General features: G+C 73.0%; 10 protein-coding genes. 9 read left to right on the top strand and 1 reads right to left on the bottom strand.

Going from position 1 to position 15606, the window contains the following annotated elements; genetic code table 11:
* Nucleotides 1-290: 290 nt before the first annotated feature.
* Together mfd and ACYBSK_RS02885 are read left to right on the top strand one after the other, a co-directional pair.
* Complete coding sequence (gene mfd, locus ACYBSK_RS02880) at nucleotides 291-3830, top strand: transcription-repair coupling factor (protein ID WP_460245069.1); 3540 nt, start codon at nucleotides 291-293, stop codon at nucleotides 3828-3830.
* A gap of 92 nt (nucleotides 3831-3922) precedes the next feature.
* A complete protein-coding gene (locus ACYBSK_RS02885; RefSeq protein ID WP_460245070.1) occupies nucleotides 3923-4705 on the top strand; it encodes a GNAT family protein in 783 nt (260 codons plus the stop codon).
* 92 nt (nucleotides 4706-4797) lie between these two features.
* Here ACYBSK_RS02885 and ACYBSK_RS02890 read toward each other — a convergent pair whose 3' ends face one another.
* Nucleotides 4798-5634 carry a DUF4190 domain-containing protein gene (locus tag ACYBSK_RS02890; protein ID WP_457475236.1) on the bottom strand — a complete coding sequence of 279 codons (837 nt, stop codon included), beginning with the start codon at nucleotides 5632-5634 and terminating at the stop codon, nucleotides 4798-4800.
* A 228-nt stretch (nucleotides 5635-5862) separates the two neighbouring features.
* Between ACYBSK_RS02890 and ACYBSK_RS02895 the strand changes: the two genes are divergently transcribed.
* The 7 genes from ACYBSK_RS02895 to ACYBSK_RS02925 all read left to right on the top strand — a co-directional run bounded on the left by ACYBSK_RS02895 (nucleotide 5863) and on the right by ACYBSK_RS02925 (nucleotide 15594).
* On the top strand, nucleotides 5863-8001 hold the full coding sequence (locus ACYBSK_RS02895; protein WP_460245071.1) for an N-6 DNA methylase: 2139 nt from the start codon (nucleotides 5863-5865) through the stop codon (nucleotides 7999-8001).
* Nucleotides 8002-8260: 259 nt separating this feature from the next.
* Nucleotides 8261-8884, top strand: a complete 624-nt coding sequence (locus ACYBSK_RS02900; protein WP_460245072.1) for a hypothetical protein — start codon at nucleotides 8261-8263, stop codon at nucleotides 8882-8884.
* A gap of 74 nt (nucleotides 8885-8958) precedes the next feature.
* Nucleotides 8959-10416, top strand: coding sequence for a serine/threonine-protein kinase (locus ACYBSK_RS02905; protein ID WP_460246947.1), 1458 nt, complete (start codon nucleotides 8959-8961; stop codon nucleotides 10414-10416).
* A gap of 239 nt (nucleotides 10417-10655) precedes the next feature.
* Nucleotides 10656-11378 carry a hypothetical protein gene (locus ACYBSK_RS02910; protein ID WP_460245073.1) on the top strand — a complete coding sequence of 241 codons (723 nt, stop codon included), beginning with the start codon at nucleotides 10656-10658 and terminating at the stop codon, nucleotides 11376-11378.
* 174 nt (nucleotides 11379-11552) lie between these two features.
* Nucleotides 11553-12224 carry a SurA N-terminal domain-containing protein gene (locus ACYBSK_RS02915; RefSeq protein ID WP_460245074.1) on the top strand — a complete coding sequence of 224 codons (672 nt, stop codon included), beginning with the start codon at nucleotides 11553-11555 and terminating at the stop codon, nucleotides 12222-12224.
* 52 nt (nucleotides 12225-12276) lie between these two features.
* On the top strand, nucleotides 12277-13284 hold the full coding sequence (locus ACYBSK_RS02920) for a nucleoside triphosphate pyrophosphohydrolase (RefSeq protein WP_460245075.1): 1008 nt from the start codon (nucleotides 12277-12279) through the stop codon (nucleotides 13282-13284).
* 42 nt (nucleotides 13285-13326) lie between these two features.
* Nucleotides 13327-15594 (top strand): hypothetical protein, encoded by a 2268-nt coding sequence (locus ACYBSK_RS02925; protein ID WP_460245076.1) that lies wholly within the window; start codon nucleotides 13327-13329, stop codon nucleotides 15592-15594.
* Nucleotides 15595-15606 lie beyond the last annotated feature (12 nt).

Genomic DNA, 15606 nt, shown 5'->3' on the forward strand with positions numbered 1-15606 from the left:
TGAGCCCCTGCGGCGATTGAGCAGGCGGCTCCGTGGCAGGGCCCCTCGGGGCTCCGCCCCGGACCCCGCTGCTCAATCGCCGCAGGGGCTCTTATGGGGCCGGGTCGAATCAAGCCTCGCCGGCGTTTGAGGCGCGGGGTCCGGGGCGGAGCCCCGAGGGGTGTCACCACGGGTGACCGGAACCGTTCGAACGGGTGGGCCTCCGGAGGACGACGTACTCTGGAAACCCCCGGCCCGTCCCACGTGTCGGGCCCTTTGCGTTGCCCACTGACCCTGGACGGATCTTCCCCATGAGCCTGCACGGACTGCTCGACGCCGTCGTCAAGGACGCGGCCCTCGCTGAAGCGGTGAAGGCCGCAGGGGACGGCAACCGGATGCACGTCGACCTGGTGGGCCCACCCGCCTCCCGCCCCTTCGCCATCGCCGCCCTCGCCCGCGAGGCCCAGCGCCCCGTGCTCGCGGTGACCGCCACCGGCCGCGAGGCCGAGGACCTGGCGGCGGCGCTGCGCTCCCTGCTCCCGGCCGGCGGCGTCGTCGAGTACCCCTCGTGGGAGACGCTCCCGCACGAGCGCCTCAGCCCCCGCTCCGACACGGTCGGCCGCCGCCTCGCCGTGCTGCGCCGCCTCGCGCACCCGAGCACGGACGACCCCGAGACGGGCGCCGTCTCCGTCGTCGTCGCCCCCATCCGCTCCGTGCTCCAGCCGCAGGTCAAGGGCCTCGGCGACCTGGAGCCCGTGGCCCTGCGCACCGGGCAGAGCGCCGACCTGGAGGAGACGGTCCAGGCGCTGGCCGCGGCGGCGTACGCACGGGTCGAACTCGTCGAGAAGCGCGGCGAGTTCGCCGTGCGCGGCGGCATCCTCGACGTGTTCCCGCCGACCGAGGAGCACCCGCTGCGCGTCGAGTTCTGGGGCGACGACGTCGAGGAGATCCGCTACTTCAAGGTCGCCGACCAGCGCTCCCTGGAGATCGCCGAGCACGGACTGTGGGCGCCGCCCTGCCGCGAGCTGCTGCTCACCGACGACGTCCGCGCCCGCGCCGCCGAACTCGCCGAACAGCACCCCGAGCTGAACGAACTGCTCGGCAAGATCGCCGAAGGCATCGCCGTCGAGGGCATGGAGTCCCTCGCCCCCGTCCTCGTCGACGACATGGAGCTGCTGCTCGACGTGCTCCCGGCCGGATCCATGGCGATGGTCTGCGACCCCGAGCGGGTGCGCACGCGCGCCGCCGACCTGGTGGCGACGTCGCAGGAGTTCCTCCAGGCGTCCTGGGCGGCCTCCGCGACCGGCGGAAAGGCCCCCATCGACGTGGGAGCCGCCTCGCTGTGGGCGATCGCGGACGTCCGGGACCGGGCGCGCGAGCTCGGGATGATGTGGTGGTCGGTGTCCCCGTTCGCCGCCGACGAGGCGGGCGCGGACTCGGAGGCCGACACCCTCCAGCTCGGCATGCACGCCCCGGAGACGTACCGCGGCGACACCGCCCGCGCCCTCGCCGACACCAAGGGCTGGCTCGCCGACGGCTGGCGCGCCGTCTACGTCACCGAGGGCCACGGCCCCGCGACCCGCACCGTCGAGGTGCTCGGCGGCGAGGGCATCGCGGCCCGCCTGGAGAAGGACCTCGGCGAGCTCGCCCCGTCCGTCGTCCAGGTGTCCTGCGGCAGCCTCGAATTCGGCTTCGTGCACCCCGGGTTGAAGGTCGCGGTCCTCACCGAGACCGACCTCACCGGGCAGAAGGCCGCCGGCAAGGACGGCGCCCGCATGCCCGCGCGGCGCCGCAAGACCATCGACCCGCTCACCCTCGAATCCGGCGACTACATCGTCCACGAGCAGCACGGTGTCGGCCGCTACATCGAGATGGTGCAGCGCACGGTGCAGGGCGCCACCCGCGAGTACCTCGTCGTCGAGTACGCGCCCGCCAAGCGCGGCCAGCCCGGCGACCGCCTCTACATCCCCACCGACCAGCTGGAGCAGATCACCAAGTACGTCGGCGGCGAGGCCCCGACCCTGCACCGGCTCGGCGGCGCCGACTGGACGAAGACGAAGGCGCGCGCCAAGAAGGCCGTCAAGGAGATCGCGGCCGACCTCATCAAGCTGTACTCGGCGCGCATGGCGGCCCCCGGTCACGCCTTCGGCGCGGACACCCCCTGGCAGCGTGAACTGGAGGACGCGTTCCCGTACGCGGAGACGCCCGACCAGCTCACCACGATCGCCGAGGTCAAGGAGGACATGGAGAAGACGGTCCCGATGGACCGCCTGATCTGCGGCGACGTCGGCTACGGCAAGACGGAGATCGCGGTCCGCGCCGCCTTCAAGGCCGTCCAGGACGGCAAGCAGGTCGCCGTCCTCGTGCCCACGACGCTCCTCGTGCAGCAGCACTTCGGCACGTTCACCGAGCGCTACGGCCAGTTCCCCGTCAGCGTGAAGGCGCTCAGCCGCTTCCAGACGGAGACCGAGTCGAAGGCGACCCTCGAAGGGCTGCGCGACGGCTCCGTCGACATCGTCATCGGCACGCACCGTCTGTTCTCCTCCGAGACCAAGTTCAAGGACCTGGGCCTGGTCATCGTCGACGAGGAACAGCGCTTCGGCGTCGAGCACAAGGAGCAGCTGAAGAAGCTCCGCGCCAACGTCGACGTGCTCACCATGTCCGCGACCCCCATCCCCCGTACGCTCGAAATGGCGGTCACCGGCATCCGCGAGATGTCGACGATCACCACGCCGCCGGAGGAGCGCCATCCGGTGCTCACCTTCGTCGGCCCGTACGAGGAGAAGCAGATCGGCGCGGCCATCCGCCGTGAACTGCTGCGCGAGGGCCAGGTCTTCTACATCCACAACCGGGTCGAGTCCATCGACCGGGCGGCGGCCCGGCTGCGCGCGATCGTGCCGGAGGCGCGGATCGCGACGGCCCACGGCCAGATGTCGGAGCAGGCCCTGGAGCAGGTCGTGGTCGACTTCTGGGAGAAGAAGTTCGACGTCCTCGTCTCCACGACGATCGTGGAGTCCGGCATCGACATCTCCAACGCGAACACGCTGATCGTGGAGCGCGGCGACAACTTCGGCCTCTCGCAGCTCCACCAGCTGCGCGGCCGCGTCGGCCGTGGCCGCGAGCGCGGCTACGCGTACTTCCTGTACCCGCCGGAGAAGCCCCTCACGGAAACGGCCCACGAACGCCTCGCCACGATCGCCCAGCACACGGAGATGGGCGCGGGCATGTACGTCGCGATGAAGGACCTGGAGATCCGCGGCGCGGGCAACCTCCTCGGCGGCGAACAGTCCGGTCACATCGCGGGCGTCGGCTTCGACCTGTACGTCCGCATGGTCGGCGAGGCCGTCGCCGACTACCGGGCCTCGCTCGAAGGCGGCGTGGAGGAGGAGCCGCCGCTGGAGGTCAAGATCGAGCTCCCGGTCGACGCGCACGTCCCGCACGACTACGCGCCGGGCGAGCGGCTCAGGTTGCAGGCCTACCGCGCCATCGCCTCCGCGAACACGGAGGAGGACGTCCGCCACGTCCGCGAGGAACTCGTCGACCGCTACGGCAAGCTGCCGGAGCCGGTGGAGAACCTGCTGCTCGTGGCCGGCCTGCGGATGCTGGCGCGGGCGTGCGGCGTCGGCGAGATCGTCCTCCAGGGCAACAACGTCCGGTTCGCGCCGGTCGAGCTGCGGGAGTCGCAGGAGCTGCGCCTCAAGCGCCTCTACCCCGGCACCGTCATCAAGTCGGCCACCGGGCAGCTCCTCGTACCGCGCCCGAAGCCGAAGAAGATGGGCGGCAAGCCGGTGGTCGGCCGGGAACTGCTCGCGTGGGTGGGGGAGTTCCTGGCGACGATCCTGGGCGCGTAGGCCTCCGGCGGGGCGTAGGCCCTCCGGGCAGGGCGGCGGGCCGGGCGGGAAAATCGGCTGCGGTGCCGCCCCGGCCGCCGCACGATGTCCGCATGCACCCCGACACCGGTACGGACACGGACATGGACACGGATCTCACGATCACCACGCTGGCCGAGCGTCCCGAACTCGCCGACGCGATGTGGACGATGCCGGACACCTGGCCCGCCTTCATCGGGCACGACGTGGCGGCGGCCACGTTCCTGCGGCGGATCTGGCGGGAGCTGCCCGCGTACGCGTTCGTGGCCACGGACGCCGCGGGGACCGTCGTCGCCAAGGCGTACAGCGTCCCGTTCGCGCTGGGCGCGCAGGGGCGCGGGGCGCTGCCGGACGGCGGCTGGGACCAGGTGTTGCTGTGGGCGTTCGCCGACCGGGCCGCCGGAGTCGTCCCGGACACGGTGAGCGCCATCGAGATCGCCGTCGCGCCGGAGCTCCAGGGGCGCGGGCTGTCCGGGCGGATGCTCGCGGCGATGCGGGACAACGCGCGGGCCCTCGGGTTCCGGGAGGTCGTCGCGCCCGTGCGGCCGAGCCACAAGTACCTCGAACCCGCCACGCCCATCGGCGCGTACGCGTTCCGGGTGCGGGAGTCGGACGGGCTGCCGCACGATCCGTGGCTGCGGGTGCACGTACGGGCGGGCGGCGTCGTCGAGAAGGTCGCGCCCGCGTCGATGGTCGTCGCCGGATCGCTGGCGCAGTGGCGGGAGTGGACCGGCCTGCCCTTCGAGGAGGAGGGCCCCGTCGAGGTCCCTGCCGCGCTGGTTCCGGTGCGCTGCGAGCCCGAGCACGGCTACGCGGTGTACGTCGAGCCGAACGTGTGGGTGCGGCACGCGCTGTGAACACGTGAGCGTGCCGTGCGGCCGTGAAAACGCGGACGTGGCACGCGCGTTGAGCGCGTGCCACGTCCACTCCCCCCAGCTGAAGCCGCTGGTTACAGCTTCAGGTCCCATTGCGAGCCGTCGTAGTCGAAGCTCGGAGTGACCTCGACGGTCAGGTTCTTCGCGTCCGCCGGGGCGTCGAAGCCGTAGACGACCGTGGCCTTCTTGCCCGGCAGGATCGTGCCGCTGAAGGCGTCGCCGACGTTCTCGTCGAAGATCTGCTCGGCGGTGCCGCCGTCCTTGCCGGCGCGGGCGTCGGCGGTCAGCAGGCTCGCGTCGAACTTCTCCTTGGAGTCGTTGGTGACGGTGACCGTGACCTTGTAGGCGTGGTTGCCCTTCTTGTGGCCGGCCGCGTACTCGCTCGGGCTGAACGTGACCGCGTTGGAGACGGAGACCGTCAGGTCGTCGTCGTAGACCACGGAGTCGCCCGCGTCGAGGGTCTTGCCGGAGACGGGCTTGTCGTCGGCCTTGTCGCCGCCCTTGTCCTTGCCGTCGCCCGAGGCCTTCGTGTCCTTGGCCTTCGTGTCGGACAGCGACTTGTTGATCTCGTCCACGGCGTCGTCCACCGCCTTGAACGTCGTGTACGCGCCGAAGACCGCGAGGCCCATCGCCGCGAGGCCGAGGATCGTGCCGGCCAGGGCGATGCCCTTGTTCGTGGCCTCGCCGCGCTTGGCCCGGCCGCGCCCCGTCAGGCCCAGGATCAGGGCGATCAGGCCGAGGATCCCGGCGAGCCAGAACAGCAGCGGGATCAGCCCCGACACGGCGCCGATGACGCCGAGGATCAGCGCGGCCGTCCCCAGTCCGTTCCGCGCGACCCGCTGCGGGGGCTGCTCCTGGAACGGCGGGTACTGCGGGTGCTGCTGAGGCTGGGGCGGCTGGGTCTGGGACATAGCTCTTCCTCCGTGGATGAGAGAAGCCAACCTCCCCCCGGCATTCCGTGTATCCGGCGGTTGGCTGAAGCAATAACAGCATTGTCTGTGAACCGAGTCAACCCGGTTCACAGGACTTGCGTTGCTCACGGGTGTGAATGCGGTTCTTACGCGACACTCGGTATGGTCGGGCGCACAGGCACGTCAGGACGTCGGAACGGGTCGGACGTCCGGGGAGGAGTCGGCTCGGTGCAGGACAACGCGACATCGAGGCAGGACGCCGCGACGGAGGTCACCGCCGCCGGGATCGCCCGCCTCGCCGGGGTGGGCCGCGCCGCCGTCAGCAACTGGCGCCGCAGGCACGCCGACTTCCCCAAGCCCGTGGGCGGCACCGAGACCAGCCCCTCCTTCGCGCTCGCCGAGGTCGAGGAGTGGCTGCGCGACCAGGGCAAGCTCGCCGAGGTCCCGCTGCGCGAGCGCGTGTGGCAGCAGCTCGCGGGCCACCCGGCGGGCCCCGTCACCGCCCTCCTGCACACCGGCTGCGCCCTGCTGCTCGTGCACGACCGGCCCACCGAATGGCTCGCGCTCGCCGCGACCGACGACGACCAGGACCTGGCCCACCGCCTGTCGGCCGCCCTCGAAGGCGTCCTCACCCCCCGCTTCGGCCACGCCACCGAACGCGCCGTCGACACCCCGCGCCCCGCCGACCTGCTGCCGTCGGCTCCCCTGCTGCGCGGCGCCGCCGAACTCGCCGCCGAACTGGGCGCGCGCGGCACCTTCGCGTTCCTGCTCGGCCGCCACCTCGACGCCAACCCGCGCCAGTACACGCTCACCCCGCAGGGCCCCGCCGAGCTGATGGCCGCGCTCGCCGGACCGGCCGGCACCGCCCTCGACCCGGCCTGCGGCACCGGCGCCCTCCTCGACGCCGTACGCGCCCACGACCCGCGCCCCGGCCGCACCCTGTACGGCCAGGACGCCTCCGCCGAACTCGCCGCGCTCACCGCGCTCCGCCTCGCCCTCGACGGCAACGGCGGGGCGGACGCACCCACCGTGCGCACCGCGACCGCCGACACCCTGCGCGCCGACGCCCTCAGCGACGTACGGGCCGACGCGGTGCTCGCCCACCCGCCGTTCAACGAGCGCGGCTGGGGGCACGACGAGCTGGCCTACGACCCGCGCTGGGAGTACGGGCTCCCGGCTCGCACCGAGTCCGAACTGGCGTGGGTGCAGCACGCGTTGGCCCGCCTGAAGGACGGCGGCAGCGCCGTCCTGCTGATGCCGCCCACCGTCGCCTCCCGTCGCTCGGGCCGCCGGATCCGCGCCGACCTGCTGCGCCGCGGCGCCCTGCGCGCGGTGATCGCGCTGCCCGCCGGAGCCGTCCCGCCCAACAACATCCCGCTGCACCTGTGGGTGCTGCGCCGCCCCGGCGCGGGCGCGCCCGCCGCCCCCGAACTGCTGCTCGTCGACACGACCTCGCTCGCCGAGTCCGGCGACGTGCGCGAGCAGCAGGTGTGGGGCGACGTACGGGACGCCGTGCTCGACGCCTGGCGCGCCTTCGACCGGGACGGCTCCCTGGCCGAACAGCCGGGCCTCGCCCGGTCGGTGCCGGTCATCGACCTGCTCGACGACGAGGTCGACCTCGCGCCCGCCCGGCGCCTGCCGCCGCCCGCCGCGGGTGGCGGGGCCGCGGAGCTGACCGCCGTGCGCGAGGAACTCGCCGACGCGCTGCGCCGGACCACGGAACTCGCGCCGCGGGCCGTGCCCGACGCGGCGGCCCCGGCCCGCTGGCCGGTGACCACGGTCGGGGAACTCGCGCGCGCGGGAGCCCTGACGCTGCGCACGGCGGCGACGCACGCGAGCGCCGTGCCGGGTACGGGTCCGGGTGGGCACGCGCGCGTACCCGTACTCACCGACCACGACGTGCTGGCCGGGACCACGCCGTCCGGCTCGCCGACCGCGGACGACGACCCCGTGATCCTCGAAGTCGGCGACGTGGTGGTGCCGGTGGTCGGCGGCGGGGCGGTCGTCCGCGTCGTCGACGAGGCGGACGCGGGGGCCGCGCTCGGCCGGGGCCTGGCGCTGCTGCGCCCCGAACCGGCCGCGCTCGACCCGTGGTTCCTCGCCGGCTTCCTGCGCTCCACCGCCAACAACCGGCAGGCCTCCAGCTACGCCTCCACCGCCACCCGCCTCGACGTCCGCCGCCTCCAGCTGCCGCGCCTGCCGCTGCCCGAACAGGCCGTGTACGGCGAGCGCTTCAAATCCCTGGCCTCCTTCGAGAACACCCTCCGCCACGCCGCCCGCCTCGGCGAACAACTCGTCCAGGGCCTCCACGACGGCCTCACGGACGGAACCCTGGCGCCCGTCTCCAGTCCAGACCCGGCACCTTGAGCCCCTCCGGCGATTGAGGAGCGCTTCCTCGCGTCGGGCGCTCGATCCGGGTACTTCAAGCCCCTCCGGCGATTGAGGAGCGGGGTCCGGGGCGGAGCCCCGGGGGTGGAGCGCAACATTCCGGATGGGGGCATGTGATCGGGTAGACAACGGTTCCGTACAACCCCGGGCCGGTTGTCGGAGTCCGCCTATACGCTCGAAGGAGCCGGCAACGCATTGCCGTGCGTCCTATCCCGGACGAGTGACACCAGGAGCTGCCATGTACGGGCCCGGCGCGGGACCGCCCCGACGCGAGAGCGACGGCGCGACCATCACCCTGCGGGTGCTGTTCCCTGCGCTGTCGGTGCTCACCTGCGGCATCCTGGCGTGCGCCCCGCTGTTCCGCATCGCGATCCTGCGCGGCAGACCCCTCGACTGGATCCTGGCCGTCGCCTCGCTGCCGGTCAACATCACGCTGTTCGCCATCATCGGCTCCCTGCCCGAGTCGGACCCGCGCACGGACGTCGCCCTCGCCATCCTGCTGCTCATCGCCCTGGGCAGCGCGGTGTACTTCCTGGTCTACGACATCCGCAGGACGTCCGCGCCGCTGCCCGTGAACCCGTACGCGCCGACGACCCCGTCCTCCGCCTACGGACACCCGCAGCCGGGACCCCACCCGCGGCCCCAGCCGCACCCGCAGCAGTCCTGGCCCGCCCCGCCCCCGCCGCCGCAGCAGCACGCGATGCCGACACAGACCATGGGCGCACCCACGCCCACACCCGCCCCCGCCCCGCCGCCCGCGCCCCCGCAGAACCAGGCACCGCCGCCCCACCGCATCGACCAGGTCCGCGCCGAACTGGACGAGTTGAGCGACTACCTGCGCAAGCAGGACGGCGGCCGGTGACCGCGCACCCCCAGGCCGGCGGCCGCGTCGTCGCCGGACGCTACGAACTGTCCACGCTCATCGGCCAGGGCGGCATGGGGCAGGTCTGGACGGCGTACGACCAGCGCCTCGACCGCCGCGTCGCCGTGAAACTGGTGCGCCCCGACCGCGTCGCGGGCGCCGAGGCCGCCGAGCTGCGCCACCGCTTCCTGCGCGAATGCCGGGTCACGGCCCAGGTCGACCACCCCGGCCTCGTCACCGTGCACGACGCGGGCGCCGAGGGCGACGAGCTCTACCTCGTCATGCAGTACATCGACGGCGCGGACCTCGCCGACCACCTCGCCGAGCACAGCCCCTTCCCGTGGCAGTGGGCGGCCGCCATCGCCGCGCAACTGTGCGCCGTGCTCTCCGCGGTGCACGCCGTGCCGATCGTGCACCGCGACCTCAAGCCACGGAACATCATGGTCAAGAAGGACGGCACGCTCACCGTCCTCGACCTCGGCGTCGCCTCCGTCCTCGACACCGACACCACCCGCCTCACCCACACCGGCTCACCGATCGGCACGCCCGCGTACATGGCGCCCGAGCAGGCGATGGGCGGCGCCGTCGGCCCGTACACCGACCTCTACGCGCTCGGCGTCGTCCTGCACGAACTGCTCAGCGGCGACGTGCCGTTCGCCGGCACCACCGCCCTCGGCATCCTGCACCGCCACCTCTACGAGGCCCCGGCCCCGGTCCGCCAACTGCGCCCCGAAGTACCGCAGGCCCTGGAGCACCTGGTGCTGCGCCTGCTCGCCAAGGACCCGCAGGACCGCCCCGCCTCCGCCCAGCAGACCTACGAGGAACTGCTCCCGCTGCTGCCCGCGCGTGGCGTCCCCACCGGCCGCCCGCTCGACCCCACCCGCCCCTTCCTGCGCCCGCACGCCCCCTGGCCCGACCGCGCCGTCACCCCGGCGCCCCAGCCCGCCGGAACCGACGTCCAGGGCGACCGCCCCGACGTGGCACGGGCCGTCGACGAGGTGAAGGTGCTGCTCGGCGAGGGCCGCATCACACAGGCCGTCGACATCCTCGGTGCGATCCTGCCCGCCGCGGCCGCCCAGCACGGCGAGCACTCACCCGTCGTCCGCACCCTGCGCAAGCAGTACGCCGCCACCCTCATGGACGACGGCCAGTACCGGCGCGCGCTGCCCGAACTGCGCCGTCTCGCCGATGAACGCGCCGCGGAGGCCGGCCACGCCGACCCGCAGTCCCTCCAGTTCCGCTACGAGGCCGCGCAGTGCCTCGAAGCGCTCGGCGAACCCGCCGCGGCCCTCGCCGAGTACCGCTCCCTCCTCCCGTACTACGAGAACCAGTACGCGACGACGGACCAGCGCCTCGCCCTCGAAGTACGGCGCCGCATCGGACAGTTGCTGCTCGCCGTCGGCGACCGCGGCGCGGCCCACGCCACACTGAACCGGCTGCTGCACGACTCCGAGCGGCTGCACGGCCCCGGCCACCCGTTCCCGGCGGAGGTGCGGCGCACGTTGCAGTGGCTGGGCCAGGTGCGGGGCTGACGCCAGGGGCGGGGCCCCGGGCCCTCCCGCGTAGGTCAAGCGATGGTCAAGGTCTGGTCGAAACCCCTGCTGAGCGGGGGTTTCGCCGAATTGTTCGTGCACAATCAGTTCGCTCCCTGTGTGCTCTCCATGGCGCGCCTGTGTCCCGCCCCACCGGGACCACGCACTCTCCGCCCCGGCAGCGATCACATGGCATCCCCCCACGCAGTCCCATTCCTGCATTCCTCAAGGAACACTCGATGCGTACCGCTGTCCGCGCTGCCGCCGTGCTCGCCATGGCCGCCCTGCCCTTCACCCTGACCGCCTGCTCCGGCTCCGATGCCGACAGCGGCAAGGACGACGCCAAGCCCGCCGCCAAGAAGAGCGACCAGGACCCCAACGCCGGTCTGGCCAAGGGCGCCGACCTGAAGAAGGCCCTCGCGCCCGCCTCGTTCTTCGGCGCCGGCTACCAGGTCGACCCGGACGGCGCCCGCGACACCGGCACCGCGTACCAGGAGCCGAGCAGCGACCCGGCCGCCCTGAGCAAGCCGGACTGCACCAAGCTCGGCGGCACCAGCTGGATCGCCCTCACCGGCGACGAGGGCGTCTCCTTCGCGCAGAACGACTACGTGAACGCGAAGACCACCGCCGACATCGCCCAGGAGATCGACGTCTTCCGCGGCGACCAGGCCGCCACCGTCCTCGCGCACCTCAAGAAGGCCGTCGCCGCCTGCCCGTCCTACAAGGACACGGACACCAAGAGCGAGGTGAAGGTGACCGGCGCCGACACCGGCGGCCTCGGCGACGAGGCGTACACCATCACGCTCACCGACCCCGCGTGGGAGAACGGCACCACCCTCATCGCCGCCCGCAAGGGCACCGCCGTCGTGTCGGTGATGTCGACCGACGGCCACGACAACGGCGCGGCCACGGCGAAGAAGCTCACCAAGAAGCTGACCGCCGCCCTGCCCGCCGGCGACTGACACGCGCCTCCGCCGGGAACGCGGCGGTGGCGAGGCAGGGCTGTCGCGCGGCTAGTGCCTCAAGTCGTGGCCAATCGTTGTCGAATAGGTGGCCGAGCAAGCGGCCACCTCCTAACATCGATCATCGCCGGACTTTGTGCACCGACGCACAAACTCGTCGCAGGGAGGCCCACCTTGCACCGCCGCAACAGCCGCCGCACCGCGCTCATCCTGTCCGCCGCCGCCATCGCCGCCGTTCCCGCCCTCACCGCCTGCGGCAGCGAGGCGCATCCCGGTGCCGCGGCCGTCGTCGGCGGCCAGCGGATCACCGTCTCGCAGCTGGAGAGCCGCGTGAACGAGGTGCGGGACGCGCAACAGACCGCCACCAAGGACGCCGCGCAGTACGAACAGGCCATCGCCAAGACCGGCGGCCTCACCCGCAACACGCTGCACACGATGGTCCTCGACCGCGTCCTGCACCGCGCCGCCACCGACGCCGGCGTCACCGTCACCCGCAAGGAGATGCAGAGCATGCGGGCCGGACTGGAACAACAGGCGGGCGGCGCCAAGGAGTTGGAGGCCGCCTGGCTCCAGCAGTACAACATCCCGCCGAAGCGTCTCACCGAAAGCCTCCGCACCGAGATCGAGGCCCAGAAGCTGGCCACCGCCCTCGGCGCGAACATGCAGACCGACCAGGGCAAGGCCGTCTTCTGGAAGGCACTCTCCAGCGCCTCCAAGGAACTGAAGGTCGACCTCAACCCCCGCTACGGCACCTGGGACGTCACCAAGAACAGCCGGGTCGACGAGAAGACACCGTGGGTGCGGCAGATCACGAAGGAAGCGGGCGCGGAGCAGCAGACCGCGTAACGGCCATCCGGCGGGCGGCGGGGTTGTCAGTGGCCTGGGTTACGTTCGAGGGGTGAACGAACCCGAGGCGCTCGACCCCCACGCCACCGCCGGCACCCCCGACCCCGCCGGCCGCGTCGTCCTGCTCACCACCAGCCACCGCGTCGCCCCCGGCCTGCTGTCCTGGCAGGCGTGGGAGACGCTGCGCGGCGCCGACGAGGTGCTGTGCGCCGACGCCGCGCACCCGCAGCTGCCGTACCTGAAGGAGGCCGGCGTCCCGGTCACGGTCGCCGCGCCGACCGCCCGGGAGCTGGTCGACCGGTGCGCGGACGGCGGCCGCACCCTTGTCGTCCTCGCCACCGCCGAGGGCGACCGGCGGCTCACGGACGGGCTCGCGACCCTGGCCGGCTCCGGCCGTGAGCACATGCCGTCCCTCGAACTGCTGCCCGGCTCCTACGACCTGCCCGGCGCCCGCCTCCTCGACCTCGTCCAGGTCATGGACCGCATCCGCCGCGAGTGCCCCTGGTCGAAGCAGCGCACCCACGAGGACCTCGCCAAGTACGCCATCGAGGAGGCCTACGAGCTGGTCGAGGCGATCGAGACGGACGACCGCGAAGAGCTCCGCGAGGAACTCGGCGACGTACTCCTCCAGGTCGTCTTCCACGCGCGCATCGCCGAGGAGGACGCCGACGCGCCCTTCTCGGTGGACGACGTCGCGGGCGGCATCGTCGACAAGCTCATCCACCGCCACCCCCACGTCTTCGGCGACGAGAGCGCGGCCACCCCGGAGGAGGTCCGCGAGATCTGGCTCCGCAAGAAGGGCGAGTCCAAGCGCCGCGCCTCCGTCACCGACGGCGTCCCCCTCGGCCAGCCGGGCCTCGCCCTCGCCGCCAAACTCGGCTCCCGCGTCCGCACGGCCGAACTCGACGTCCCGCTCCCCGCGGGGGAGGGCGTCGGCTACGAGTTGCTGGCGCTGGCCCTGCGCGCCGAATCCCAGGGCACCGACCCGGAGGCGGCCCTGCGGGCGGCGGCACGGGCGTACCGGGACGCGGTTCGCGCCGCTGAGGGGGTGGAGGGTTAGTACCGTGGTCCCAGGGGACGGACGGCGGGGCTGGGGGACTGTGTGGAGCGGGAGTTGGCGGGGCGGGCGGCCGAGACCTTGGTGTCGCTGATGCGGTCGGGGCTGTGGCAGCCGAAGGACTGGAAGCGGTTCTCCCGGTACCTCACGGCGACAGGGGTCGACGAGGCAGAGGCCCACGACATGCTGCGGGAGCTCCACGAGCAGGTGCAGATGCCGAACGCCTCCACCGAGCGCGCCGTCGGGGTGTGGCGCGGCGCCTTCCTCGACCGGCTGGACGTCGCGCCTCGGACCGCGGGGCAGTTGCGCGCCGTGCTCGCCCACTACGACGAGTTCGCACCACCCCACGCCGCCACCGACGAGCCCGGCACGGCCACCGCCACCGACGAGCCCGGCACGGCCACCGCCACCGCGAACACCGTCACCGGCGGCACCCACCACTCCGTCGTCCAGGCCACCCGCATCGAAACGCTCCACCAGCACTTCGCCCCGGCCCCCGACGCGGTCGACGGACGACCCATCCACGACATCGGCCCCGCCGAATTCGGCGTACGCCCCACCCGCCGCGCCCCCGGCCTCCCCGACGTCCCGCCGTACGTCCCCCGCGACTGCGACGCCGAACTCGCCGCGAAACTCGCCGGGCCCGGACTCGTCCTGCTCCTCGGCAAATCCGTCACCGGCATGTCGTACACGGCCTGGCACGCGACTCGCGGCCTGGACGGCCACCAGGTGTACGCGCCCGAACGCGGCGCCGACCTGCGTGCCCTGCTCGGCACGCTCAGGACCGACCCCGCACCCGCCCTCCTCTGGCTCGACGACATCGAGGGCCACCTCGGCGAACGTGGCCTCGACCCCGGCCTGTTGGCCCGCCTCACCGCGCTCGGCGTCCATGTGCTCGCCACCATGGACGTCGACACGTACTACGAGCGCAGGACCGGCTCCGCACCGGGCGACCGCGTCGTCGCCCACGCCCACACCGTCGAACTCCCGGTCGCCTGGAGCGCAGCGGAGTTCGGCCGCCTCGCCGAACAGGCCGACGACCCGCGCGCGTACGAGGCGTACCTGTGGACCGACGGCGCCAACCCGGCCGCCTACCTCGCCCTCGGCCACCTTCTGCACGAGGAGTGGCAGCGCTTGAGCGCCCGCGACGCGGACCCGGACGGCGTCGCGATCGTGCGGGCCGCGCTGGACGTGGCGCGGGCCGGGTGGGCGGGGGCGGTGCCGCTGCCGCTTCTCCAGAACCTGGGCGCGCCGGGTGCCACGCACTGGGCGGCCGAGGATCGGATCGGCAACGTCGGCTTCCTCATGCCTGGTGAGAAACCGAAGACCTGGAGGGCGCACGGGGCGCTGGTGGCAGGGGTGTTGAGGTCGTCGGAGGCGCAACTCACGGAAGACCGGCTCTGGGAGGTGCATGCGGCTATCGGGGACTTCTTCGTGCACGAGACGCCGGAGGAACGGGCTGTGGCGGACGTACTCGCCGCCGTTCTGCGTCCGCGCGCCGAGGGCGGGAACATCACGGCCGCCGCCCGGCTCGGCTCAATTCTTCACTTCGAGGACGGCGGGGAGTTCTGGCTGCGCCAGAGCGCCGAAGCCGGGCACCCGCAGGCTGCGAACGACCTCGCCGTCGTATTGCTCCACAGCGACCGGGCGCAGGAGGCCGTCCCGTACCTGGAAAGGAGCGCCGCCGAGGGGAACGCCTGGGCCGGCGACCAACTGGCGCGCCACTACCGGACCAGGGCCGAGGACCTTCTCACCGAGGCGGCCCGGACCAGCCCCGCCGCGGCCTGCGACCTCGGTGACCTCATCGCCGGCACCCCCGGCCGCGAGCCGGAGGCGATGCGCCACTACCTCACGGCCTGGCACGGCGGCAGCGCCGACGCGGCGCTCCGTATCGGCTGCCTCCTCCACGCCCGGGGCGATGCGGCGGAGGCCGAGTCCTGGTACCGCCACGCTGCACGTACGGGAAGCGCCAGGGCCCAGCACCACCTGGGCGTCCTCCTCTACGACAAGGGCGGCCACGACGCCGAGGCCGAGGCCCTCCTGACCCGCGCCGCCGAGGCGGGCCGCACCGCCGCGCACACCGCGCTCGGCATGCTCAAGGAACGACAGGGCGACCACCGCGGCGCGTACGCCCACTACCGAAAGGGCGACGAGGCTCTGGACCCGGAGGCCGCCCACCGCCTCGCGCTGACCGCGCCCGGCCCCGAGACCAGGGCCCGCCGCCTGCGTCGAGCCGCCGAGCGCGGGCATTACCGAGCTCAGAAGGAGACCGGGAAGCTCACCCCACCGGCGCCGGATACGGTCAAGGAGTGACCGAGAGCCCCA

Source organism: Streptomyces sp. BYX5S, assembly GCF_054724165.1.